The following is a 22657-nucleotide window of genomic DNA, read 5'->3' on the forward strand; positions in this document are numbered from 1 at the left end:
GGCGACGGAATGTAATAAGATGGACGATCGACAGCTACAATTGCTGGAACGAAAAGTCGATGAGCTGATCCAACTGTGCGAACAATTGGACCGCGAAAACCGCGCACTCAAATCCGACACTCAAGATTGGAAGATTGAGCGCGAATCGCTGATAGAAAAAACCGACACTGCCCGGGCCAAAGTCGATGCCATGATTCAGCGCTTACGCGCGCTGGAGAAAGACAGCTGATGGCCGCCTGACGCCCAATGGAGACACGCCGTGAGCAAAGAGACGGTCATCGTTAAAATCCTCGACAAGGAATATCAGGTCGCCTGCCCCCCCGATGAACAAACGGGATTGCTGGAAGCCGCTCGCTACCTCGACCAGAAAATGCGGCAGATTCGCAGCTCAGGAAAAATCATTGGCCTCGAGCGGATCGCCGTGATGGCCGCCCTGAACATCAGCTACGAACTTCGCGAAGCCAGCAAAAGCGGCGTCAGCAGTGGCCAGGAAGACGCCGCCAGCAAGCGCATTCACGACAAGATTGACGAGACCCTCCACCGTTGCCGACAACTGGATATCGGCTAAGCCTTTCGCAGGTCGGGTGTTAAGGCCCGCCAGCAAACGGTATACTTACAACACCCTGGGATATTGGCTAGGCCGTCTAGACCCCTGAGCCGATGCTTTTTACCCCGGAACAAACCAGTCGGTACTTGTGTGCATGTCCGCGTGACGGAAAGCCTTATAGTGCCACGGCGAGTTCCACCTTGAACCGCTGGGTTCAAGGGCCACGCGGCCGGCGGTATCTCGGGGCCCTTATCCTTCCCTGTCTTGTTGCCATGCCGTCATGACCAGCAAAGCCCAGCTCCGCCAGACCCTGCGCGCTCGCCGTCGAGCACTGAGCACACAGCAACAATCGATTGCGGCACGGGGTATCATCAAGCAGCTGAACAAGCTGGCAAGCTTTCGCAAGGCACGGCATATCGCCTGCTATCTCGAAAATGATGGCGAACTTGGCACGCAGCCTCTGCGGCGGGATTGTCAGGGACGGGGCATCGCCTGCTATCTGCCTGTTGTGCATGCCGAGGCCGGGCACTTCTCCATGCGCTTTCATCTTCACCGCCATGGCCAGAGCCTGCGCAGCAACCGTTTTGGTATTGCCGAGCCAAATGCCTGGCGCAGTCCGGCCATGCCCGCTCGCGAACTCGATATCGTACTGATGCCTCTGGTGGGGTTTGATCGGGCAGGACGGCGTCTCGGCATGGGTGGCGGCTTTTACGATCGCGCACTGGCTTTTATAGCCCGCCGTCCACCGCCGCGTAAGCGACCACTGCTGGTTGGCGTGGCACACAGCTGCCAGGAACTCGAGCAGTTACCGCACGAGCCCTGGGACGTACCACTGGATATTATCGTGACCGAGCGGGAGCTGATTCGCCCCCGCAGGTAAACCTCAGCTCAGGAATTGCTGATAGGCAAGATTATCGCTCTCTTCATGATACGGGTAGGCGAGCTTCTCCAGGAAAACCTCAATCGCCTTCCGCTCTTCCTTGGTCGCCTGCAAACCCACCAGTACACGCCCGTAGGCCGCGCCGTGATTCCGGTAATGGAACAGGGAAATATTCCAGCGATTACCCAGACGCGTCAGGAAGTTCATCAGGGCGCCTGGACGCTCGGGAAACTCAAAGCGATACAATAGCTCGCTCTTCACTGCCGCCGGACGATGCCCACCCACCATGTGGCGAATATGCAACTTGGCCATTTCGTTGTCGGTCATATCCTCGACGGGATAGCCCAGCTCGCGCAGTGACTCGACCAGCTCTTCGCGGCCGCTGCCACCAGCCGCCACCGCTACGCCCACAAAAATCTGCGCGTCGCGATCGTCGCCGAAGCGATAGTTGAACTCGGTGATATTGCGCTTGCCCAGCGCCGCACAGAACTTTTTGAAGCTGCCCGGCTGCTCGGGGATCGTCACACTGAGGATGGCCTCGCGTTGCTCGCCGATTTCGGTGCGCTCAGAGATATAGCGCAGACGGTCAAAGTTGGTATTGGCGCCGCTGTCGATAGCCAGCAGGGTTTTTCCTTCGCAGCCTTCCTGCTCGATATATTTCTTCAGACCCGCCAGCGCCAGTGCTCCAGCTGGCTCCGCAATCGAGCGGGTGTCTTCAAAAATATCCTTGATAGCCGCGCAGATTTCATCGGTATTGGCAGTAATCACCCCATCGATGGTCTTGCGCAACACCCGGAAGGTTTCCTTGCCGATCTGCGCCACAGCCACGCCATCGGCAAAGATACCGACCTCTTTCAGGCGCACCCGCCGCTGCTTTTCCATCGCCGCTTTCAGACAGGCAGCGTCTTCAGGCTCGACGGCAATCACTTTGACCTCGGGGCGAACATACTTGATGTAGGCTGCGACACCGGCGGCAAGACCGCCGCCCCCCACCGGCACGAACACCGCATCCAGCGGCCCGGTGACCTGGCGGAGAATCTCCATCCCCACCGTCCCCTGACCGGCGATCACCTCGGGATCATCGTAGGGGTGGACATAGACCATGCCCTTTTCCTGAACCAGCTTCTGCGCATAGGCAGAGGCTTCGTCGTAGGTATCACCATGCAACACCACTTTGCCGCCGCGCGAGCGGACCGCATCCACCTTGATCTGCGGGGTGGTGCGCGGCATAACGATAGTCGCTTTCACACCCAGCTTCAGCGCCGATAGAGCCAGGCCCTGCGCGTGATTTCCCGCCGACGCCGCCACTACACCCAACTTGCGCTCAGCCTCGCTCAGGCTGGCCATTTTGTTGTAGGCCCCACGCAGCTTGAAGGAAAATACCGGCTGGAGATCTTCCCGCTTGAGCAGAATCTGGTTCGCAAAACGCTTGGAGAGCAGGCGCGCCTCATCAATTGGCGACTCAATCGCCACGTCGTAAACCCGCGCGTCGAGGATTTTCTTGATGTAGCTCTGCGGCATAACTCTCCAGCTCCTGTTGCCCCGCGGACCCGTCGGCCCGCGCAAATGGAAGCCAGCAAGTCTACCGCGTCACCGCCCGTCACACCATGAAGACAAAGCTCGCAGGCAGAAAAAAGCCCGCCGGAGCGGGCCTGGGTCAGGCAGCCATCCGCTAACCGTTCAAACGCCAGCCAAAGCGAACTTCCGCCGACGCCGCCTGCGGGATACCGCCGAGGGTTTCGGGCTCAAAACGACACTTCATGATGGCCTCCAGCGCCGCACTGTCCAGACGCTCAAAACCGCTGCTCTCGACCACTCTGCCGCCGATAACCTGACCGTCAGCATCGATATCAAACAGCATGCGAACCATGCCTTCCTGCCGCAGCCGGACGGCCGCACGGGGATAGCTGGGCTTGTTGCAACTGTTCCAATCCACGCTCGCCCCAATACGTTCCGCATTCGCGCCGGGGCGCGGCAGGGACTTCACCTCTTCAGGCACTGCCGCTATCGCCTTTTCTCTTTGCTCTGCGCGCTGCCGATCCTGAACGCGCTGGCGAGCCAACTCGGCCTCACGGGCGCGGCGCTCTGCCTCCAGCGCACTCTGCCTTGCAGCCTCAGCCGCCGCCTGCGCTTCGGCCAGTGCTGAAGCCTGCTCTGCGAGGACCGCGTTCTGTTCCTGCTGACGCAGAGCCTGCTCGCGCTGGCTGAATGCGCGATCCAGACTGGCCTGCCACTGATTCAATGCCCGTCCCTCATCGTCGGCAAGATCGGCATCCGCCAAGCTCGCCAACACCTCAACGGTTTCAACACCGCCACCTTGCGACGCATCGCCGTTGTCGGCAAGTTGCATAAACCATGCTGTGGCCGCCGCCACCGCGCACACAGCCAGCAATACCACCGCAATAAAGGTTTCCGCCGACTGAACCAGGTTCTGTTTGGCACTGTCGCCATGCAAAGTTGACTCGATCGCTGTATTCACGCCCGCCCCCTATGCCGTCAAGCCAAACAGACGGCCGATACGACCGAAAATGCCGCGTCGATCGGTCTCGGGTTTCGGCGGCGTTTTGGCCGCGGCCAGACGCCGAGTCTGCTCAGGGTTTTTCTTGAGAATATCAAAGCGACGTACCGCAAGATTGACGCTGCCACGAAGCAAGCCCTCACTGATGGGTTTGCTGAGAAAGCGGTAGATTTGTCCGCGATTGATCAATTCGATACCGTGACCGGCATCGGCCCTGGCGGTCAGAACAATCGCCACCAGTGCAGGATGGTGCTCGCGCAATGCCGCCAGCAATTGCGTTACGCTCTCGCCGCCTACCGCCAGCTCGGTGATGATGACGCCAATATTCTGCTGCTCCAACACATCCAGCGCGCTGTCGAGATCTGTCGCCGTGAAGACCGGCCGATCTTTGTGCAACACTCGCTGCAATACATCGCGGGTAGTGCTGTCCTCGTCCAGTACCAGAATCCCGGTCTGATCCGCATCAACGACTGGTGCCGCGACTGCCTCCTCCGACTCTTTAGCCAACGCCTGCGCCTCGGGCACCTGGTCCACTTCCGATGCCTTTACCGCTGCGGCAATGGTTTCGCGTAAGTCATTGTTCGACCAAGGCTTGTTGATAAAGCGAAAAATCTCGCCATCATTGATCGCACCCAGAATCGCGCTGAGATCGGAATAGCCGGTCAACAAGACTCTGATCGCCCGCGGTCGCAGCTCACGCGCGCTGCGCAACACTTCCACTCCGGTCATCTCCGGCATGCGCTGATCGGAGACAATCACATCGAAGTCCTTCTCCTTCAACAGCGCCACGGCATCGGCGCCACTGTTTGCCGTGCACACCTCATAGCTACTGCGGAACAATGCCTTCAACGCCACGAGAATACGCGGCTCGTCATCGACAAACAGAATGCGCGCTTTACTATCCGCTGCGGTTGTCATACTACCCACTCCTTTATGCCTCACTCTCACTGAGAATGACGCTTTCTTCTGTCACTACATCCCCTGCGGGCTGGCTCGCAGCGCTAATCGGCAGACTCACCCGGAATTCCGTACCCTCGCCGGGCTGCGACTCCACGGTGATCTGGCCGCCATGATCCTCGATAATGCGGAACACAATTGACAGCCCCAGCCCCGTGCCTTCGCCAACGGGCTTGGTCGTAAAGAAGGGCTCGAAGATATGTGCCACCGTATCGGCATCCATACCACAGCCGGTGTCGCGCACCTTCACCACGGCATTGTCGCCATCGCGCTCGGTCGTGACAGTCAGCGTTCCCTGTCCGCCCATCGCCTGAGCCGCGTTATTGATCAGATTCAGGAAAACCTGGTTAAGCTGGGATGGCGCGCAACTGATATCCGGCAGCTCGGCAAACTGCTTTTCAACGACGAGGTCTTTGATCTGGTTCTGACAGATTTTCAGCGAGGTTTCGACCCCCTCATTGAGATCGAAAAGTTCGGTGTGGGAGCGATCGACACGACTGAAGTTCTTCAGACTCATGACCAACTCAGCGATCTGCTCCAGACCATACTGAGCATCCCCCAGCAACATATCGAACTCTTCGCGGCTTTCTCCGTCGATCTGCTCCTCCATTGAGGCCACCAGCTCTCGCACGATGGACACATTGCTGTTGGCATAGCCCAGCGGTGTATTAATTTCATGCGCAACACCCGCCACCATCTGACCGAGCGATGCCATTTTCTCTGACTGAATAAGCTGCGCCTGTTGCAGGCGAAGATCGTCCAGCGCCTGACTAAGGTCCTGGGTGCGCTCAGCAACCACCCCTTCCAGGTTAACGTTGGCATCCTGCAGTTCCAGGTTGAGCTGATCCAGCTCCTGGAAGCTGCCCCGCAGTCGCCAGGCAATCAGACCAAAGGCCAGCAACAGCGCAGCCGCGTATACCGCCAAGGTGAGCTTGTTGCGATCAGCCGTCGCCTGTAACTGGGAAAAATGGTTTTCATATCGCGATGAGAGGTTCGCGAGCGCACTGGCGGCACCCGCCTCGGCAATCGTATCAAGCTGTTGCATCAGCTCATCGCGAGTAAATCGCAGACCATCAACCGTGTCCTGAAGCTGAGACAAGGCGATTAATGCCTCGCGATCATCCAGACTGCTCGCTTGAACAGTGATGGTCGCGTTGAGCTGATCAATGCGCTCGGCGTTATCGGCATCCGACAGCAAGCTGTAGGCGGTGGCTTCCTGCAACAGGCGTTTGATATCACGCTCTAACGCCGGGCTGTTATCGATGGCCGGCGCGCTCAGTACCGAGACACCGCCGGTACGCATGCCGGCAAACAACAGGCGGAAGCGGCGCAGCGCATCGCGGTAGGGCTCGAGCAGCTTGAGCTTTTCTTTCGCACTGGCCACATAATCATTCAGCGCGCGGTCGACCAGTGGCGACTGGCCTTTCATACCCGCCTGCCCTGTGGCAATCGCATTCACCTCTGCCTCAAAGCGCTCGGCGGCCGCCAGCATGGCGATGGGTTCACCGTCGAGCTGAAGCGGTGCGCGGACGATGGCGTGATTAAGCTGCCGGTCAGACAGCTGGAGTGCATCGAGCTGCTCCATCCGCACCACATGCAGCCCCGCCTCCAGCGGATCCCGAAGGGTTACCCACAACAGATAGCCCAGCATGGAAAATGCGAGAACAACAGCGACAGGGGCCAATACCCGCTGAATGCGGAATCCCCTTTTTACAGGCGCATTACGCAGCCCGTCTTGCGACGTCTTTTCGACTCGGCTCATGCGGTCTCCTACCAACCCCGGGTGTCAGAGCGCCAGCTGTTTCCGCTCGCTACTCGATTTTTATTCTTATTGGCGACCGTTTAGGTATTTATACGACTTCTTTGATCGCCAGATTAGTGATAGCCGAACGCTGGAGCATAAAAGCTCACCCGGAAAATGTCTAGGTAAGCCAAAGACCTGGCATTGCCCCCGCGCGCCAGCTTGGACTCGCCATCGTCACAAGCGCTGCTTTATACTGATCGCTTTGCAGCCCACGAACAGTCCGATTATGAATCAAGACCAGCTTAAGCAGGCGGTGGCCGCCGCCGCCATCGAACAGGTAAAAGACGCCATTTACGACGGTGAAATCATCGGCATTGGCACTGGCTCCACCGCCAACTGCTTTATTGACCTGCTGGCCGACTTCAAGAATGACATCAAAGCCACCGTCGCCAGCTCAGAAGCGTCGGCCGAGCGACTGCGCGGCCACGGCATCGAGGTGATGGATCTGAACAGCGCAGGCACACTGGCGGTGTATGTAGATGGCGCCGACGAGAGCAACCACCGACTGGAATTGATCAAGGGCGGCGGCGCCGCGCTGACCCGTGAAAAAATCGTCGCGGCGGCCAGCAAGAAATTCATCTGCATTGCCGACGAGAGTAAATTGGTCGACCAGCTGGGCGCCTTCCCCCTGCCAGTGGAGGTGATTCCCATGGCACGCAGCTACGTTGCCCGCGAGCTTCTGAAACTCGGCGGCAATCCCGTTTACCGGGAAGGCGTGGTGACGGACAACGGCAACATCATCCTCGACGTCTACGACTTCATGATCGCAACCCCTCAGAAAACCGAGGAAACCATCAACGGGATTACCGGGGTTGTCACTAACGGACTTTTTGCGCTGCGCCCTGCCGACTTGCTACTGCTCGGCACGCCCGAGGGTGTCAGAACCCTGCAACGCTAAACCCTGCTTTCAGGAACACCGACGATGTTCAACAATATTCTGATTGTCTGCATTGGCAACATTTGCCGCAGCCCCACCGTCGAATACATGCTCAAGCACAAGCTGGCCGGCAACAAACCCAACATTACCGTTCACTCGGCGGGCTTGGGCGCTCTGGTCGACAAACCGATCGACGAATCTGCCGCTGCACTACTCAGCGAGCACGATATTAATCCTGACGGACACAGCGCACGACAATTGACACGCGAGATGCTGACTCAGGCAGACTTGATCCTGACGATGGAGCAACGCCACATTCGCGACATCAACAAGATGGCCCCCCAGGTCGGCGGCAAGACGTTTCTGCTGGGCAAGTGGTCACAGAATCAGGAAGTGCCCGACCCCTATCGCAAAAGCCGCGAAGCGTTCGAGCATGTCTACGAACTGATGGATACATTCACCGAAGACTGGATGAAGTATCTATAAGCGCCGCGAGTGCGGCGCTCGACGTGTCAATCAGGGGTGCGAGGCCTTACAGGCTTCCATCATGCGCTTAACCGGCTGCACCTGATTCATGGTGTAAAAGTGGATGCCCGGCGCCCCGCCCTCCAGCAGTATCTGACACAGCTCGGTCACATACTCTTCGCCAAAGGCCGCAACACTCTCAAGGTCGCTGCCATAGCCTTCCAGCTTGCGACTTAGCCAGCGAGGAATTTCCGCTCCACAATTCCGCGAGAAACGCGCCAGATTACTGTAGTTAGTAATTGGCATAATGCCGGGGTAAATCGGCTTGTCGATACCTGCCTTCTCGCAGGCATCCAGAAAATAGAAATAGGCATCGGCGTTAAAGAAGTACTGGGTGATGGCACTGTTGGCGCCGGCGTCCAGCTTATCTTTCAGAAACTGAATATCCTGATCATAACTGGGCGCATCAGGGTGAATTTCCGGATAGGCGGCCACTTCCAGTTCGAAGTGATCGCCAGTGTGCTTGCGAATGAACTCCACCAGCTCACGGGCGTAGATCAACCGCGTCGCCCCCATTCCTGAGGGAATATCGCCGCGCAGCGCCACAATGCGGCGCACACCCGCCTCACGATACTGCTCGATCAGTGACAGCACCTCAGCCTCTTCATCACCACCGAAGGACAGATGCGGAGCCACATCAATGCCCGCCGCGAGCGTTTCCAGCACAATGCCTCGGGTATTGTCGCGAGTAGAACCGCCAGCACCATAGGTGACCGAGAAAAAATCCGGATCGAGAGCATTTAATTCGGTGCGCGTCTGCTTGAGCTTGTCGCGACCGGCTTCGGTTTTAGGAGGAAAGAATTCAAAACTGTAGCGCTTGGACATGGCGGTATCCGCTTATTCTGGGATGTTAAAACTGGCGTACCCGGCTGTATCGGGCAAGCAGCCGGGCAGCAGCGCCGCCCGACTGGTATGGCTTCGCCGAGACGGCTTAGTACTTGTAGCTATCCGGCTTGAAGGGGCCTTCCACCTTCACACCGATGTAGTCGGCCTGATCCTGACGCAGCTTGGTGATCACACCGCCAAAGCCCGCCACCATATGGGCAGCCACTTCTTCATCCAGCTTCTTGGGCAGTACTTCAACGGTGATTGCGCCGTCTTTCAGCTCCGCTTCCAGATCGGCAAAGCGACGCTCGTACAGGTAGATTTGCGCCAGTACCTGGTTGGCGAAAGAGCCATCCATGATACGGCTGGGGTGACCCGTCGCATTACCCAGATTCACCAGGCGGCCTTCTGACAGCAGGATCAGATGATCGTTGCTGCTGCGGTCGCGGTAAACCACGTGCACCTGGGGCTTGATCTCGTCCCACTCCCAGTTCTTGCGCATGTACGCCGTGTCGATCTCGTTGTCGAAGTGACCGATGTTGCAGACCACACAACCATTTTTCAGCGCGGCCAGCATATTGGCATCGCAAACGTTGACATTACCGGTGGTCGTCACCAGCAGATCAGTGTTGCCCAGCAGGTCGCGATTGATGCTGTCGGCACTGCCGGAATTAATACCATCGATGTAGGGCGACACCACTTCAAAACCGTCCATGCAGGCCTGCATCGCGCAGATCGGATCGACTTCCGTTACCTTCACGATCATGCCTTCCTGACGCAGCGACTGAGCAGAACCTTTGCCCACATCACCGTAGCCAATTACCAGGGCTTTCTTCCCTGACAACAGGTGGTCGGTCGCGCGCTTGATGGCGTCATTCAGGCTGTGGCGGCAACCGTATTTGTTGTCGTTTTTCGACTTGGTGATCGAGTCGTTCACGTTGATCGCAGGCACTTTCAGGGTACCCTTGCGCAGCATTTCCTGCAGGCGGTGCACACCTGTCGTCGTCTCTTCGGTGATGCCGTGAATCTTATCCAGCATCTGCGGATATTTGTCGTGCAGAATGCCGGTCAGGTCACCGCCATCATCGAGCACCATATTGGCATCCCAAGGCTGACCATCTTTCAGAATAGTCTGCTCAATGCACCACTCGTACTCTTCTTCCGTCTCACCCTTCCAAGCAAAAACCGGGATGCCCGCAGCGGCAATCGCAGCGGCGGCATGGTCCTGCGTCGAGAAGATGTTGCAGGATGACCAGCGCACTTCCGCGCCCAGCGCGATCAGCGTCTCGATCAGCACGCCGGTCTGGATAGTCATATGGATACAACCCAGAATTTTCGCACCAGCCAGCGGCTTGCTGTCACCGTACTTTTCACGCAGCGACATCAGCGCAGGCATTTCGCCTTCAGCGATGCTCAGTTCTTTGCGGCCCCAAGCGGCCAGTGAGATATCAGCCACTTTATAGTCGCTGAAGTTTTCCACGGCAGTTACCGTTGCAGTCATGATCAATTCCTCATCGTTGTCGAATTGGGCGGGCGCTTCTACACCGCCGCTTTCAGCGCGTCGGCGCGATCGGTTTTTTCCCAGCTAAACGCCGTGCTGGTCTCGCTGCGCACTTCGCCGTTTTCTTTCCACTCGTAGGTGTGCTCGTAGGGCTCGCGACCAAAGTGACCGTAGGCCGCAGTCGGCTGATACATCGGGTGCGCCAGGTCGAGCATGTTGGTAATGCCGTAGGGGCGCAGGTCGAAGACTTCGCGCACGGCGGCAACCAGCTTCTCATCGCTGACTTTGCCGGTGCCGAAGGTATTGATGGAAATCGAGGTCGGCTCTGCCACACCGATGGCGTAGCTCACCTGAATTTCACAGCGGTCAGCCAGGCCGGCGGCGACGATATTCTTCGCCACATATCGACCGGCATAGGCTGCGCTGCGATCCACCTTTGAGGGGTCCTTGCCCGAGAACGCACCGCCACCGTGACGCGCCATGCCGCCGTAGGTATCCACGATAATCTTACGGCCGGTCAGGCCACAGTCGCCCACCGGCCCACCGATGACAAACTTGCCAGTCGGGTTGATGTGAAACTGGGTGCCCGCGTGCAGCAACTCGGCGGGCAGCACGTGCTTGATGATTTCCTCACGCACCGCTTCCTGCAGGTCGCTTTGACTGATGTCCGGGTTGTGCTGGGTAGATAGCACCACTGCATCGACCGCGACCGGCTTGCCGTTTTCGTAGCGCAAGGTCACCTGGCTTTTGGCATCCGGGCGCAACCACGGCAGCACACCGTTTTTACGCAGGTAGGCCTGACGCTCCACCAAGCGGTGAGAGTAGAACAGCGGCGCAGGCATCAGCGTATCGGTTTCGTTGGTCGCGTAGCCGAACATCAGGCCCTGGTCACCGGCGCCCTGATCTTCGGGACGCGCGCGATCAACGCCCTGATTGATGTCCACCGACTGCTTGCCGATGGCATTCAGTACCGCGCAGCTGGCGCCGTCAAAACCCACGTCCGAGCTGTTGTAGCCGATGCCGGTAATCACGTCTCGAATAATGTCTTCGAGGTCGACATAACAGGAGGTGGTCACTTCACCGGCAACAATCGCCATGCCGGTTTTCACCAGCGTTTCCACCGCCACGCGCGCGTGCTTGTCGCGGGCCAGAATCGCATCGAGAACCGCATCAGAAACCTGATCGGCCATTTTGTCCGGGTGGCCTTCCGAGACCGACTCGGAGGTAAACAGACTGTATTCCGACATGAAGTGTCTTCCTCATCATTGTGGCCGATAGGGCCTGTTTGCTTATTAGCCGTCCGACTTCAAAAACTGCCGAACCTGTACGCGAAAACCGTTCAACTGGGCCAGATACACCGACGGCCCTTCTTCCAAGCCACTGCCAGTGGCCCACTCATTCAATTCTTCCGGCGCGATACCCAGCCACAGATCACCGCAGGCTTCCCGCGCCCAGTTCTGGTCGTGGGGGCAAAGCTCCGCCACACAAAACACCCCGCCAGGACGCAGCAGGCGCTGCGCATCGCGGAAAATATCCGCGGGTGACGGCACGTGGTGCAGCACCATGTTCGCCACCACACAATCTGCTGTCGCGCTCGGCAACGCCGCGCTGCGGCTGTCGCCTAACAAGCAGCGCACATTATCCAGTGACTGCCCGGCAACATACGCCTGCGCTTTGGCCAGCATCGCCTCGCTGTTATCCAGCGCAATCACCTGGCGGTAGCGCGGCGCCAACTCAGCCAGAAACGCCCCTTCACCGGGACCGATCTCAATGGCCAGCTCACCGCCCTCAGGCTGAGCGGCGCGCAGCATTTCCGCTGCACTGGGGCCATACACCCCAAAGGCCACCATCTGCTCCTGCTGCTCACCAAACTCCCCGGCATGCTCGGCAAAAAACGCGCGGGAGCGCTCGGCGCGCTCAGCAACAACCTCGGCAAGCCGCTGCTGCTGCCCGGCATCCAGACGGAGCTGCTCGGCGGCATTGAGCACAGCAGTATGCAGCTCGCGCAGCGCGGCCGTTTCGGCCTGCCAGTTGCGGCGGTAAAACAGGCTGTTGCCCTCGCGGCGACGAACCACCAAACCAGCCGCTGCCAAAATTTTCAGGTGATGGCTCATACCGGACTGACGGACATCCAGGATCTGACACAGCTCCTGCACGCTATAGGCATCGCGACTTAATACCCGCAATACCTGCAGGCGCAGCATATCGCCACCCGCCTTGCACAACTGCAACACCATGGCGCTGATATCGCCCCCCGAAGGGGGACGCGAGGGAGATTCTGAGGAATCTGCGGGCGTCATCGAGCAAGAGCTGGCTTCCATGGCGCCGCAGTGTAACAGCCTTTCAGGCTATATCAAAATATTTTGATATAGATTACAGCCTTGTCATTAACGGGCAATCAACGCCGCTCTCGGCGCGGGTGCCGACGGCATCGAATGACGGAGAATACGCCACACCACCTGCCCAAACTGGCGGGGTAGCGAGCCGGTATTATAGTGCTGGCCATAACGTCGGCAGATCTCCTGCACGTCGAGGGAAAGCCCCTGGTAGCGGTGCGCAGGCACGGTGGGGAACAAGTGGTGCTCAATCTGATGACTCAGGTTACCGGACAGGATATGGAACCACTTGCCGCCGCGCAGATTGGAGGAACCCCGCAGTTGACGCAAATACCAGTGCCCGCGACTCTCACCATCCAGCACGGAGCGATGAAACACCTCGGCATCGGTGGTGAAATGGCCGCAGAAAATAATGGTGAAGGTCCAGAGGTTGCGAATCAGGTTCGCAACCAGGTTACCGCTCAGCACGGTAAGAAAGAACGGCCCTGCCAACAAAGGAAAAAACAGGTAATCCTTGAGCAGCAGGCGGCGGCTTTTCCGCCACACCGGACGAAACTCACGGCGAATTTGCGCCCAGCTTTTGCGGCCATTCAGCAGCTTGCCCAACTGCAACTCCTGAATGGCGACCCCCCACTGAAACAATAGCGCCAACAGGGCGGCGAAAAGTGGCTGAAGAATAAAAGCCGGATGCCAGCGCTGCTCTGGGAACAGGCGCAACAGGCCATAACCCACGTCATCGTCGACACCTTTGATATTGGTGTAGGTGTGGTGCTTGTAGTTGTGGCTTTCGCGCCAGTTATCGCTGGTGCCCACCGTATCCCACTCGTAACTGGCACCACTGAGCGCAGGATCATTCATGAAATCGTACTGGCCGTGCATAACATTGTGGCCGATTTCCATATTCTCCAGAATTTTGGAGATACCCAATAACAGGGTTCCCAGCAACCATGCCGGCGGAAAAATGCCCGCAAACAAGAGGCCGCGACCGGCAAACTCCAGATATTGCTGCACGCGAATAATCCGACGGATATAGCGCGCATCGCGCTCTCCCACAGCAGCAATGGCCTGTTGCTGAAGCGCATCCAGCTCGGCTCCAAAAGCCGCCAGCTCTTCGGGACTCAATGCCCGGCTTTTACTTTTACTCTGACTCATCTCACTGCCCTCACAGATCCAGCTCAAGGTCGCTGTTCGCCCGACTCACACATAAGCGGACGGCACCCTGGCCTCGCAACGCTGCACCGCTAAGTTCGTTCACACTTTCGCCGCCGCGCTGCTGGCAACTGCAGCTGTTACAAATTCCCATTCGACAACCGTGCTCTGGCGACAAACCGGCGTCCTCTATCTGCTCCAGCAGCGATTGACGACTCGATACCCGCAGGGTTTTGCCGCTGCGCCGCAGCACCAGCTCGTAGAATTGCTCGTCGGTCTCATCGTCGATGGTCGCAAACGATGGCGTAAAGGCTTCAGCACGGAATTCCTTGCCGACACCTCCCAGCAGCTCACGCGCCGCTGTGACAAAAGCGCCACCACCACAGGCAACGATCGACGCAGCGGGATACGCCCCTGCCAGCCGCGCCGCCAACGCCGCATCCAGCCGCCCGCGCTCCGCATCCTCGCGCCCTTCGGTGGCGTTACAAAAGCGGCTGACCCGAAGCCCGGCATGCTCCGCCTGCAGGCGGTTCAGCTCTTCGGTGAAGCAAAAGCGGTCGGGCTGTTTCTCCCAATACAGTAACTCTCCCTGCAAAGAGCGCCCCGACGCTGCCATCGAGGCAAGCAGGTTGTAGATCGCCGTGATACCACTGCCGGCCGCCAACATCAGCAGCGGGCGCGTCGCGTCGCTCACCAGCCCGGTCGCCAAGTCGCCGTAGGGCTGACTCAACTCCAGCACATCACCGACCTGCACGTGATCGTGGAGAAAATTACTCACCAAGCCTCCGGGCTCTCGCCGCACGGTCAAGCAAATATCACGGCCACTGGCCAGCCGGGACAGACTGTAGCTGCGACAGTGACGGCGGCCAGCGATATCCGCACTCACGGTGAGGTGCTGACCGGCAGACACCTGGCCCAGGTTGCGGTTGGGGCGCAGTGTTAAGGTCAGCGTATCGGCGGCCTCCCACTGCGCAGCCACCACTCTGGCAAAGACCCGGCGCCAGGCAGCAGTGCTCCCCAGCTCACGAGACCAGAAGTCGTACTGCCCCTCCGTCATAAGCGCGGCGACGAGCCCACCCAACACGGGTTTGCGCGCAATCAGGCCCTCTGCGGAGGATAAAAACGGCGATGTCATAGGCCACCTCAACTGGTGATTTTTCGATCAATATACACCTGTATTTATAAGTGTCAATACAAGTGTATATTCATGTGTATATTTACCTGTATATACGAACGTTTCCGAAGTCCCTAAACTAGGCTGACATTCACAGCCAGCAACACGTGGAAACGATGAGTATTCGGGCAAGACGAAGCACCAAGAAAGCGGACAGCGGCCGCCAGCGCCGGCAGGTGACAGAACAGGATTTAATGGATGCCGCCGTGCGGCTGCTGGGCGATCACCGCAGCGTATCCACCCTGAGTCTCAGGGAAATTGCCCGCGAGGCGGGGATCGCACCCAATAGCTTCTACCGTTATTTTCGCGACGTCGATGAGCTGACCGTCGCCCTGATCGATCAGGCCGGGCGAGCACTGCGAGGCATTATTCGAGAGGCCCGCCAGCGACTGTCCATGGAGCGCAGTGCTATTCGCACGTCGGTGGAAGCGTTTATGGAGCAGCTTGATGCCGACGAGAAATACCTTCAGGTATTACTGCGGGAAATGTCGACGGGATCAGATGCCTTCCGGGAGGCCGTGGAAAATGAACTCACTTATTTTGAGGATGAGTTGCGCGATGAACTGGAACGCATGGAGAAGCTGACCGGCCACGCGACCTACGAACCCGCGCTGACCGCCAAGGCCATTACCCGCCTGGTGGTGGCCATGGGTGCCAACGCAGCCAACCTTCCAAAAGAATCACGCGCCGCGCTTATCGACCAGACCGTCGTGATGATCCGCATGATTATGGAAGGCTCCCAGTCATTGGCCAAAAAGCACCGGCGATCAGCAAAGTAACGCCCATAAAAAAGGGGCCGAGAGGCCCCAAGAAATCAAAAGACTGTCGTCTTTAGATGCGCTTAAGAACAATGGGCAGGTCGTCCGCTGGCTTGGGCAGGGGAACGGTCTGCATGCTGTCGCTGTAACCGTCTGCCAGACGGAATTCGTAACGGCGCAGGAACTGGTGCAGGAAGTTCTTCACCTGCATCAGCGCAAAGTGCATACCGATACATTTGTGAGCACCGCCGCCGAAACCGACAAAACTGAAGGTATGACGCTTGTGCTCGTTGCGCGGCTCCAGCCAGCGATCAAGATCAAACTTCAGCGGATTATCCCAGTACTCTTCCATGCGGTGAGTATGCTGCGGGGTCATAAACAGAATCGTGTTTGCCGGAATGCGGTAGCCGCCCAGCTCACACTCATTGATAGTGCGGCGCTGCATCATCATTACCGACGGATGCAGACGCAGTGCTTCTTTCGCGGCAATTTCTGCCAGCGGCATTTTCTCCAGATCTTCGTACTCAAGAAACTCTTTATCGATCGCCATCGCTTCGTCACGCAGGCGCTGCTGAGCCTCTTGATCCTGACCCAGATAGTAGAGCAGGTGGCTGAGTGCACTGGTGGTCGTGTCGTGCGCCGCAAACAGCAGGAAGCTCATGTGGGCGGTAATATCTTCGTGGCTGAAGAACTCACCGTCTTCCGTTTTTTCCTTGGTGAAGTAACTGAAGGTATCGGTACCGTTACCCGCACGGCGCTCGTCAATCAGGCTATAGAAGAAGGACTTCAGCTGGCGCTCACCCTTTTTCGCTTTGTAGTGCAGCGTGCCGGGAATTTCCTTCTTGATGATCCCCATCATGCCATTGGCAACATCGGTAAAGGTCTGATTCATCGACTGGGCGCGCTCGTCGCCTTTATCCAGACCGACGAAGATCGTTGCCGCGACGTCCAGCAGGTTCTGCTTGATCGCCGGGAAGAATAGCATCTCCTCGTTCTTACCCCAGCTTTCAACAGCCTCGGCAATCATTGGCCCCATGGTGTCGATGTAGCCTTTCATCGCATCGTTTTTAAATGCGGTCTGCATCATCCGACGCTGGAAGCGGTGCTCGTCGTGATCACGCAGCAGCAAAGCGCCTTTGTAATAACGACCCAGCGAGCCCATGTAACCCATCTCTGCCGAGAAGTTTTTATCCTTGTCCAGATACACTTCTTTGTAGAGATCGGGGCCAACCAGCAATACGCCCTTGAATCCCGCCAGACCAAAGCGCGAGACATTACCAAACTCGCGGTACTGCTTATCAATAGTGCCGTACAGGTCTTTTACGAGCGCAAAAGTATGTCCAATGATCGGCATACCAAATGAGCCGGGGATGTGTTGCAGATCCGTGCAATCCGGAGCCTGTTTGTAATCGGTGTTTACAGCGGTGCTTGCCATGGCGTCATGCCCTCCGAAGGGGGTCGTTATCAATTTATTGGTGCCCATCATAGAAGGGCTTATGATACATATCAAGCGTTCGATATGAATTATATTTCATCTTAAGGTATAGTTGGCAGCGCAAATTTGTACGCACTGAAAGGAACTGGCAAACCGTGAGAAAAGTTGACCACGACAGCCGTCGTGAAGAAGTGGCTGGCGCCGCCGCCAGACTGATCGCGGAAAAAGGTCTGGAAGCCCTGACGACGCGGGCCCTCGCCAAATCCTTGGGGTGCTCGATTGGCGTCCTCTCTCACTACTTCAGCAGCAAAGAAGAGATCGTTATCGCCGCCTTCCGCTGGGCGGACCAGCGCATCGACCTGCGCATGCAGGAAGCCATTGCCACCGACAACCCCGGTCTGGACAGCTTTTTTCCGGTCATCAAAGCCGGCCTGCCACTGGACGAGGAATCCGACCTGGAGTGGCGCGTTCGCCTGAATTTGCACAGCTTTGCACTGACCCACGAAGACAGCTTCTTTGCTCAGCGGGAGAAGGATCAGCATTTCAGCGGCCTGATGCTGGAGATGATCGCCAGCATGCAGAAGCAGGGAAAACTGCGGGATGACCTGAGCGCGGAAGACATTACGCATATCGCCTTCGACCTTGTCATCGGCATGGCTAAAAACCTGCTGATGCTGCCGCTCGAAGAACGCGAAACGCGCGCCGCCTACTTATTCAGAATGATCGAACAGCTGCGCCCCCCCTGCTGAGCGGCGCAGCTTTCTCGTTTAGCGACTCTTATTGATCACTTCGTCGGCATACCACGTCATCATGCCGATTTTTTCTTCCACAGTTTTGGTATCGGGCTCCGAGGCGTACACGTCGCGGAATGCCACCAGCACCTCATCCACGCCAATATCCTCAAGCCGCTTGATTCCGTCGGCACTGTAGGCTTCTGCCGTCATGGCCTGGAATTCAAAGGGCAGGTGATCGCGGCCGTACTCCACGCGGAACTCGTTAATCTGGTCGATCATGGCCTTGATTGAGTCCAGATCGCCACCGGCGGCAATCCAGCCATCTCCCAGACGCGCGGCGCGGCGCAGAGCAGGCTTGGAATGACCACCGACCAGAATGGGCGGACGCACACTGGGTGGCGGGCAGATTTTCACTTCGGGCACATCGAAGATCTCGCCCTTGTAGCCAAAATACTCGCCGCTCATCAGCCCGTTGATGATTTCAATCATCTCGTCCATACGCTTGCCGCGGCGCTCCCAAGGTACATTTGTCACCTCGAAGTCCTCGGCCCAGGGACTGATACCGACACCGTAACCAAAACGGTTATTGGTCAGTACCGCCAGCGTTGACAGGGTTTTGGCGATCAAGACCGGCTCGTGTACGGCCAGTTTATGCACCGAGGTCGTAAAGCGGATTTTCTCGGTTTGTGCGGCCAGATGGGCCGTCAGCAGAAACGGCTCCATAAACGGAACACCGTCCAGAAACTCACGGCTGCCGTCGCTGTTGTAAGGGTATTTGGAACTGGCCTCTTTGGGGTAACAGATGCTGTCAGGCATAGTAACGGTGTCAAAACCCAGTTTTTCGGCTTCGACGCTCAGCGGCACATACTGCTCCACGGGGCACATACTGTGGTGGTAGGCAAACTTCATGCAGATTTCCTTCTTGGCATTATTTTCCAGGATTCGCGCCGCGGCACCGCACGGCCAGTCGAGCACTACTATAGATCGGCAGGTAACGGCTCGATAACCTCCGAACGGATGACTTTACGCAGTCCAGCCGTCTTTGGAGCAAGCGTCACTATCGGCCAAAGCTGCGCCAGCATCGGCGCCAAGCCCGCGAAATAAAAGGAATTTCTTGCTAAGCTTCAGACAAGTGACCACACCACAGAAAAAGGATGATGACCCTGAGCGCCGCCAAAGACACTCGCAGCCACCGCACCCGCGACAGCATTGTCCGCGCGGCGGAAACCCTGTTCGCCGAACAGGGTATCGACGGCGTGTCGCTGAACACCATCACCCGCGCCGCCGGTCAGGCCAATCGCAACGCGGTGCAATACCACTTCGGGAATAAAGATGGTCTGCTCCAGGCGATCTTCGACAAACACGGCCCGGCACTGGCGGAGCGTCGCGCCAAACTGATCGACGAGCTGCTCAAGCAGGGGATGCCAGCCGCGCGCCTGATTGCCACCGCCATTGTGGAGCCACTGCTGGAGAAACTGGACGATGCCGACGGCGGCGAAGCCTACCTGCATATCAGCGCCGAGCTGATTGCCAGCAATACCCTGGGCTACGCCCTGCCGGAAAAACATTCCCTGCAGCTTACCCGCGAGACCAAGCTGGCTAATCTCACAGCCCAGGAGCTTACCCAACTGCCGCCAGAGATCGCTCAGCACCGTATTCTGCTCATCAATGTGCTGGGGTTTCACGGCATTTCCGACCATGCCCGGGTCCGCCACAACGGCACTTACGACCCACTGATTCGCGACACTGATTTTATGGCCAGCAACCTGATCGACAGTATGGTTGCCATTCTCGAGGCACCGCCATCATCGAGAAGCCTGGATATTCTTGCCCGCCGCCGGGCACCGAGGGAGGGCTGATCGTGCGCGTGACCTTTCTGGGCACCAGTGCCGGCACCCCGACCCGACAGCGCAATGTCACGGGCCTGGCGATGGCGATCGATGACGCCCGCGACTGGTACCTGTTCGATTGCGGCGAAGCCACCCAGCACCAGTTACAGCGCACCCGCTACACCACCGCCAGACTGCGCGCCGTTTTCATCACCCACGTGCACGGCGACCATTGCTACGGTCTGCCGGGGCTGATTGCCAGTGCCAATATGAGTGGCCGCAAGACACCGCTCACGATCTGCGCCCCCGATGGCATCGAACAATTTATCCGGGCGACGTTTCTGCACACCGACATCCGCGAGCTGCGCTTTCCCCTGCATTTTGTCCGCAGCGACTTGCCAGATTTCAGCTACGATGACGGTCAGCTGCACGTCAGTGCGCACCCGCTGTCGCACCGGGTACCCTGCTTTGCCTACCGCGCGGAAGAGCAGCCGCCCCGACACCTGCTGGAGGCCGAACTGGATGAAGCGGGCTTGCCCAGAGGCCCGCAGTGGAATCGACTGCAACGGGGTGAAGATGTGGTATCGGAGTCTGGCGAGCTGTTCCGTAGCCATGATTTCAGCCGCCCGGCCTGGCCGCCGCGCAGCATTATTGTGGGCGGCGACAACGACCAACCCGAACTCCTGCACGATGCGATGTGCCGCAGCGATGTGATGATTCACGAAGCGACCTTCAGCGAAGAAGTACTGGCCAAAGTCGGCCCCAAATACATGCACAGTACCGCCGCGATGGTTGCCAAAGCCGCCAGCGAGGCCGGACTTCGCCAGCTCATTCTGACTCACTTCAGCCAGCGCTACCGCCTCAAGGGTGGCGACCATGTCGAGCACAGCATTGATGACTTGATCCGCGAAGCCCGCAGCTATTACGAGGGCAACTTATACATGGCGGAAGACCTGCACAGCTACCAACTGGACCGCGACCGCCAATTGTATCGGCTCGATGAGCCCGGGCATTAAAGCCCCGTTGACGACAGTGCATCCAGCGCCGCCAGTTGACGCTCCAGCTCATCACGCACCCATTGGCGATTGGATGCGCCGGGGATAAACAGCGCCGGCGGGCGCTCCAGTTCCAGCGCCGCCAGACTAGCCGCCGCCACTTCTTCCGAGGTCTGCCAGAATTCCTCCGGCACCGTGCTCTTATCAAATTCACCCAACGCTTCCCGGTAGTGGAAGTCGCTGTGGGTGTAGCCCGGACACAGGCACTGCACCACGATTCCGGCACTGCGCTCTTCCTTCGCAAGGCATTGGCTAAATGCAGAGAGGAATGCCTTGCTGCCGCCATACACTGCCGCGCCCTTCATCGGAATCAAGCCCGCCAGCGAGGCAACATTGACGATCCGCCCCCGCCCCAGCTCTGTCATATAAGGCAGTGCCGCCCGGCACAGGGCCACCGTGGCGGTGCAATGCAGGTCGACCATTTTCTGCTCCAGGTCGAGATCGCTGTGCTTCAAATTACTGTGTGTAGCAAAACCCGCATTGTTGATCAGGATGCTGACAGGACCCTTTTGACGAATGGCTTCCAGCACTTCAGCCACGGCCAGTGGCTGTGTCAGATCCAGAGCCAGAGTGTGGATATCGCAGCCCGATGGCCGCAGCTCGGCCGCGACCGTCGCCAGCTTGTCGGCATCGCGGCCGACCAGAATCATCGCCTTGCAGCGCGGCGCCAACTGCTCGGCAAACGCGCGACCGATGCCGGCGGAGGCGCCGGTGATCAATGCAATATCGGAATTTTTATTTGCTGCCATAGTCCATCTCGTATCCACTGTATTCGGGGGAACAAATTCTGCCCGTATGCAGCGCCAAGGGAAAGCCGAAGCGACGATTCCCAGGCCACGACGCGACAACGGAGACCATCATGCGATCATATTTACTGAGCTATGCGGCAGGGAATGTCGGCGGATTACTGAACAGCCTGGCGCTTTGGCTGGTAGGCAGCTACGGTCTGACCGCCGCACTCGGCGTGAGTATCGGCCCCTCACTCTCACCCGAATGGCTCTACCCAAGACTGGTCTGGGGCGGCTTGTGGGGCCTGCTGTTCGCAATGCCCCTGTTCGCCCAACACTGGCTGCGCAGAGCCCTGCTGTTGAGCCTGCTGCCCAGCGCTGTGCAACTGTTTATCGTCTTTCCCTATCACTCGCCTTACGGTCAGGCGGGACTGGCACTGGGCACACTCACCCCGCTGGTGGTGTTACTCGCTAACGCCGTCTGGGGCGTCGGCACTGCCCTCACCCTGCGACTGAGCCGCTAGCGCCTCGTAGGCGGCTTCCCCCCGCGCCGCCACAATGGCGTCGCGGTTCTGCAACATCAACAGTGACCAGGCCACAGACTCCAGCCGCTGGCGCTCGGCCTCAGGCACACCCGCCAGCACAAACAGCTGCCGCTGAGGGCTCTTGGCCTTTGCCAGCACAGTGATGCCGACAAACTGCTTTGCCACCCCGATATCGTCCAGATCTGGCACCCGCAGGCGAACATCGCTCAACTGCGGTTGCAGCTTCTCCACCGCGTCGGTAAACAGCGCGCGCAACACACCGCTGACCGCATCGCGCCCGGCCAGACGATTTTGCAGGGAAATCGACGGCATGCGGGTTTTGCTGCCCACCGCCGTGTGGAAGGCGCCTTCATACTGGTGCTCACCACATAGCCATTCCGGCGCCGACGCCCGTTCGCTGTCGGGAAAATCACAAGCCCAGGCCGCAGGAGCCAGCAGCAGGAGAGGAATCAACAGTCGCAACATAATCGGGCCTTATCG

The 22657-nt window shown here is 58.3% G+C and carries 24 protein-coding genes and 1 other RNA gene; 11 read left to right on the forward strand and 14 right to left on the reverse strand.

The window, feature by feature from the left end; genetic code table 11:
• Window positions 1-19: 19 nt before the first annotated feature.
• The 4 genes from G411_RS0107855 to G411_RS0107865 all read left to right on the forward strand — a co-directional run bounded on the left by G411_RS0107855 (window position 20) and on the right by G411_RS0107865 (window position 1427).
• Window positions 20-229 carry a TIGR02449 family protein gene (locus G411_RS0107855; RefSeq protein WP_022958637.1) on the forward strand — a complete coding sequence of 70 codons (210 nt, stop codon included), beginning with the start codon at window positions 20-22 and terminating at the stop codon, window positions 227-229.
• Window positions 230-259: 30 nt separating this feature from the next.
• On the forward strand, window positions 260-568 hold the full coding sequence (locus G411_RS0107860; RefSeq protein WP_022958638.1) for a cell division protein ZapA: 309 nt from the start codon (window positions 260-262) through the stop codon (window positions 566-568).
• Window positions 569-617: 49 nt separating this feature from the next.
• Window positions 618-798: non-coding RNA, 6S RNA (gene ssrS, locus G411_RS21845), on the forward strand.
• A 29-nt stretch (window positions 799-827) separates the two neighbouring features.
• On the forward strand, window positions 828-1427 hold the full coding sequence (locus tag G411_RS0107865) for a 5-formyltetrahydrofolate cyclo-ligase (RefSeq protein WP_022958639.1): 600 nt from the start codon (window positions 828-830) through the stop codon (window positions 1425-1427).
• A 3-nt stretch (window positions 1428-1430) separates the two neighbouring features.
• On the opposite strand, the gene ilvA is transcribed toward G411_RS0107865, so the two are convergent.
• The 4 genes from ilvA to G411_RS21385 form a co-directional block, all read right to left on the reverse strand.
• On the reverse strand, window positions 1431-2948 hold the full coding sequence (gene ilvA / locus G411_RS0107870) for a threonine ammonia-lyase, biosynthetic (protein WP_022958640.1): 1518 nt from the start codon (window positions 2946-2948) through the stop codon (window positions 1431-1433).
• Window positions 2949-3099: 151 nt separating this feature from the next.
• On the reverse strand, window positions 3100-3906 hold the full coding sequence (locus G411_RS21850) for an energy transducer TonB (protein ID WP_022958641.1): 807 nt from the start codon (window positions 3904-3906) through the stop codon (window positions 3100-3102).
• A 9-nt stretch (window positions 3907-3915) separates the two neighbouring features.
• Entirely contained in the window at window positions 3916-4863 is a 948-nt protein-coding gene (locus G411_RS19765; protein ID WP_022958642.1) for a response regulator, read from the reverse strand.
• A 13-nt stretch (window positions 4864-4876) separates the two neighbouring features.
• Window positions 4877-6664, reverse strand: a complete 1788-nt coding sequence (locus G411_RS21385; RefSeq protein ID WP_022958643.1) for an ATP-binding protein — start codon at window positions 6662-6664, stop codon at window positions 4877-4879.
• Window positions 6665-6932: 268 nt separating this feature from the next.
• Between G411_RS21385 and rpiA the strand changes: the two genes are divergently transcribed.
• Entirely contained in the window at window positions 6933-7604 is a 672-nt protein-coding gene (gene rpiA, locus G411_RS0107890; protein ID WP_022958644.1) for a ribose-5-phosphate isomerase RpiA, read from the forward strand.
• A 24-nt stretch (window positions 7605-7628) separates the two neighbouring features.
• Window positions 7629-8069, forward strand: a complete 441-nt coding sequence (locus G411_RS0107895; RefSeq protein ID WP_022958645.1) for a low molecular weight protein-tyrosine-phosphatase — start codon at window positions 7629-7631, stop codon at window positions 8067-8069.
• Between the two features lie 30 nt (window positions 8070-8099).
• Here G411_RS0107895 and metF read toward each other — a convergent pair whose 3' ends face one another.
• The 6 genes from metF to G411_RS0107925 form a co-directional block, all read right to left on the reverse strand.
• Window positions 8100-8933: a methylenetetrahydrofolate reductase [NAD(P)H] gene (gene metF, locus G411_RS0107900; RefSeq protein WP_022958646.1), complete on the reverse strand. Its 834-nt coding sequence runs from the start codon at window positions 8931-8933 to the stop codon at window positions 8100-8102.
• Window positions 8934-9039: 106 nt separating this feature from the next.
• Entirely contained in the window at window positions 9040-10434 is a 1395-nt protein-coding gene (ahcY, locus tag G411_RS0107905) for an adenosylhomocysteinase (protein ID WP_022958647.1), read from the reverse strand.
• Between the two features lie 38 nt (window positions 10435-10472).
• Complete coding sequence (gene metK, locus G411_RS0107910; RefSeq protein WP_022958648.1) at window positions 10473-11681, reverse strand: methionine adenosyltransferase; 1209 nt, start codon at window positions 11679-11681, stop codon at window positions 10473-10475.
• Between the two features lie 45 nt (window positions 11682-11726).
• A complete protein-coding gene (locus tag G411_RS0107915) occupies window positions 11727-12755 on the reverse strand; it encodes an ArsR/SmtB family transcription factor (protein ID WP_245542373.1) in 1029 nt (342 codons plus the stop codon).
• Between the two features lie 66 nt (window positions 12756-12821).
• Window positions 12822-13922, reverse strand: coding sequence for a fatty acid desaturase family protein (locus tag G411_RS0107920; protein ID WP_022958651.1), 1101 nt, complete (start codon window positions 13920-13922; stop codon window positions 12822-12824).
• Between the two features lie 10 nt (window positions 13923-13932).
• A complete protein-coding gene (locus G411_RS0107925; RefSeq protein WP_022958652.1) occupies window positions 13933-15054 on the reverse strand; it encodes a flavin reductase family protein in 1122 nt (373 codons plus the stop codon).
• Window positions 15055-15209: 155 nt separating this feature from the next.
• On the opposite strand from G411_RS0107925, the gene fabR reads away from it, so the two are divergent.
• Window positions 15210-15872 (forward strand): HTH-type transcriptional repressor FabR, encoded by a 663-nt coding sequence (gene fabR, locus G411_RS0107930; RefSeq protein ID WP_022958653.1) that lies wholly within the window; start codon window positions 15210-15212, stop codon window positions 15870-15872.
• A gap of 52 nt (window positions 15873-15924) precedes the next feature.
• Here the strand turns inward: fabR and G411_RS19775 are convergent, their stop codons facing one another.
• A complete protein-coding gene (locus G411_RS19775) occupies window positions 15925-17286 on the reverse strand; it encodes a cytochrome P450 (RefSeq protein ID WP_022958654.1) in 1362 nt (453 codons plus the stop codon).
• 155 nt (window positions 17287-17441) lie between these two features.
• On the opposite strand from G411_RS19775, the gene G411_RS21390 reads away from it, so the two are divergent.
• Window positions 17442-18035, forward strand: coding sequence for a TetR/AcrR family transcriptional regulator (locus tag G411_RS21390; RefSeq protein WP_022958655.1), 594 nt, complete (start codon window positions 17442-17444; stop codon window positions 18033-18035).
• 18 nt (window positions 18036-18053) lie between these two features.
• Here the strand turns inward: G411_RS21390 and G411_RS0107945 are convergent, their stop codons facing one another.
• The gene (locus G411_RS0107945; protein ID WP_028968261.1) at window positions 18054-18929 is read right to left on the reverse strand and encodes a TIGR03619 family F420-dependent LLM class oxidoreductase; all 876 of its coding nucleotides are present in this window, start codon (window positions 18927-18929) and stop codon (window positions 18054-18056) included.
• A 245-nt stretch (window positions 18930-19174) separates the two neighbouring features.
• On the opposite strand from G411_RS0107945, the gene G411_RS21395 reads away from it, so the two are divergent.
• Window positions 19175-19879 carry a TetR/AcrR family transcriptional regulator gene (locus G411_RS21395; RefSeq protein WP_022958657.1) on the forward strand — a complete coding sequence of 235 codons (705 nt, stop codon included), beginning with the start codon at window positions 19175-19177 and terminating at the stop codon, window positions 19877-19879.
• Between the two features lie 2 nt (window positions 19880-19881).
• Window positions 19882-20865, forward strand: coding sequence for a ribonuclease Z (locus tag G411_RS0107955; RefSeq protein ID WP_022958658.1), 984 nt, complete (start codon window positions 19882-19884; stop codon window positions 20863-20865).
• On the opposite strand, the gene G411_RS0107960 is transcribed toward G411_RS0107955, so the two are convergent.
• Window positions 20862-21653, reverse strand: coding sequence for an SDR family NAD(P)-dependent oxidoreductase (locus tag G411_RS0107960; RefSeq protein WP_022958659.1), 792 nt, complete (start codon window positions 21651-21653; stop codon window positions 20862-20864). The genes G411_RS0107955 and G411_RS0107960 overlap by 4 nt on opposite strands.
• Window positions 21654-21763: 110 nt before the next feature.
• Between G411_RS0107960 and G411_RS0107965 the strand changes: the two genes are divergently transcribed.
• Window positions 21764-22156, forward strand: coding sequence for a hypothetical protein (locus tag G411_RS0107965; RefSeq protein WP_022958660.1), 393 nt, complete (start codon window positions 21764-21766; stop codon window positions 22154-22156).
• On the opposite strand, the gene G411_RS0107970 is transcribed toward G411_RS0107965, so the two are convergent.
• Window positions 22097-22642 carry a hypothetical protein gene (locus G411_RS0107970; RefSeq protein ID WP_022958661.1) on the reverse strand — a complete coding sequence of 182 codons (546 nt, stop codon included), beginning with the start codon at window positions 22640-22642 and terminating at the stop codon, window positions 22097-22099. The two genes, G411_RS0107965 and G411_RS0107970, sit on opposite strands and share 60 nt — an antisense overlap.
• Window positions 22643-22657: the final 15 nt, after the last annotated feature.

The organism is Spongiibacter tropicus DSM 19543, from assembly GCF_000420325.1.
Classification (GTDB): domain Bacteria; phylum Pseudomonadota; class Gammaproteobacteria; order Pseudomonadales; family Spongiibacteraceae; genus Spongiibacter; species Spongiibacter tropicus.

Coding starts and splice junctions, on each gene's coding strand:
- G411_RS0107855 (WP_022958637.1), top strand. CDS start 20: ATGGACGATCGACAGCTACAATTGCTGGAACGAAAAGTCGATGAGCTG.
- G411_RS0107865 (WP_022958639.1), top strand. CDS start 828: ATGACCAGCAAAGCCCAGCTCCGCCAGACCCTGCGCGCTCGCCGTCGA.
- ilvA (WP_022958640.1), bottom strand. CDS start 2,948: ATGCCGCAGAGCTACATCAAGAAAATCCTCGACGCGCGGGTTTACGAC.
- G411_RS19765 (WP_022958642.1), bottom strand. CDS start 4,863: ATGACAACCGCAGCGGATAGTAAAGCGCGCATTCTGTTTGTCGATGAC.
- G411_RS21385 (WP_022958643.1), bottom strand. CDS start 6,664: ATGAGCCGAGTCGAAAAGACGTCGCAAGACGGGCTGCGTAATGCGCCT.
- rpiA (WP_022958644.1), top strand. CDS start 6,933: ATGAATCAAGACCAGCTTAAGCAGGCGGTGGCCGCCGCCGCCATCGAA.
- G411_RS0107895 (WP_022958645.1), top strand. CDS start 7,629: ATGTTCAACAATATTCTGATTGTCTGCATTGGCAACATTTGCCGCAGC.
- metF (WP_022958646.1), bottom strand. CDS start 8,933: ATGTCCAAGCGCTACAGTTTTGAATTCTTTCCTCCTAAAACCGAAGCC.
- ahcY (WP_022958647.1), bottom strand. CDS start 10,434: ATGACTGCAACGGTAACTGCCGTGGAAAACTTCAGCGACTATAAAGTG.
- metK (WP_022958648.1), bottom strand. CDS start 11,681: ATGTCGGAATACAGTCTGTTTACCTCCGAGTCGGTCTCGGAAGGCCAC.
- G411_RS0107915 (WP_245542373.1), bottom strand. CDS start 12,755: ATGGAAGCCAGCTCTTGCTCGATGACGCCCGCAGATTCCTCAGAATCT.
- G411_RS0107920 (WP_022958651.1), bottom strand. CDS start 13,922: ATGAGTCAGAGTAAAAGTAAAAGCCGGGCATTGAGTCCCGAAGAGCTG.
- G411_RS0107925 (WP_022958652.1), bottom strand. CDS start 15,054: ATGACATCGCCGTTTTTATCCTCCGCAGAGGGCCTGATTGCGCGCAAA.
- fabR (WP_022958653.1), top strand. CDS start 15,210: ATGAGTATTCGGGCAAGACGAAGCACCAAGAAAGCGGACAGCGGCCGC.
- G411_RS19775 (WP_022958654.1), bottom strand. CDS start 17,286: ATGGCAAGCACCGCTGTAAACACCGATTACAAACAGGCTCCGGATTGC.
- G411_RS0107945 (WP_028968261.1), bottom strand. CDS start 18,929: ATGAAGTTTGCCTACCACCACAGTATGTGCCCCGTGGAGCAGTATGTG.
- G411_RS21395 (WP_022958657.1), top strand. CDS start 19,175: ATGATGACCCTGAGCGCCGCCAAAGACACTCGCAGCCACCGCACCCGC.
- G411_RS0107960 (WP_022958659.1), bottom strand. CDS start 21,653: ATGGCAGCAAATAAAAATTCCGATATTGCATTGATCACCGGCGCCTCC.
- G411_RS0107965 (WP_022958660.1), top strand. CDS start 21,764: ATGCGATCATATTTACTGAGCTATGCGGCAGGGAATGTCGGCGGATTA.
- G411_RS0107970 (WP_022958661.1), bottom strand. CDS start 22,642: ATGTTGCGACTGTTGATTCCTCTCCTGCTGCTGGCTCCTGCGGCCTGG.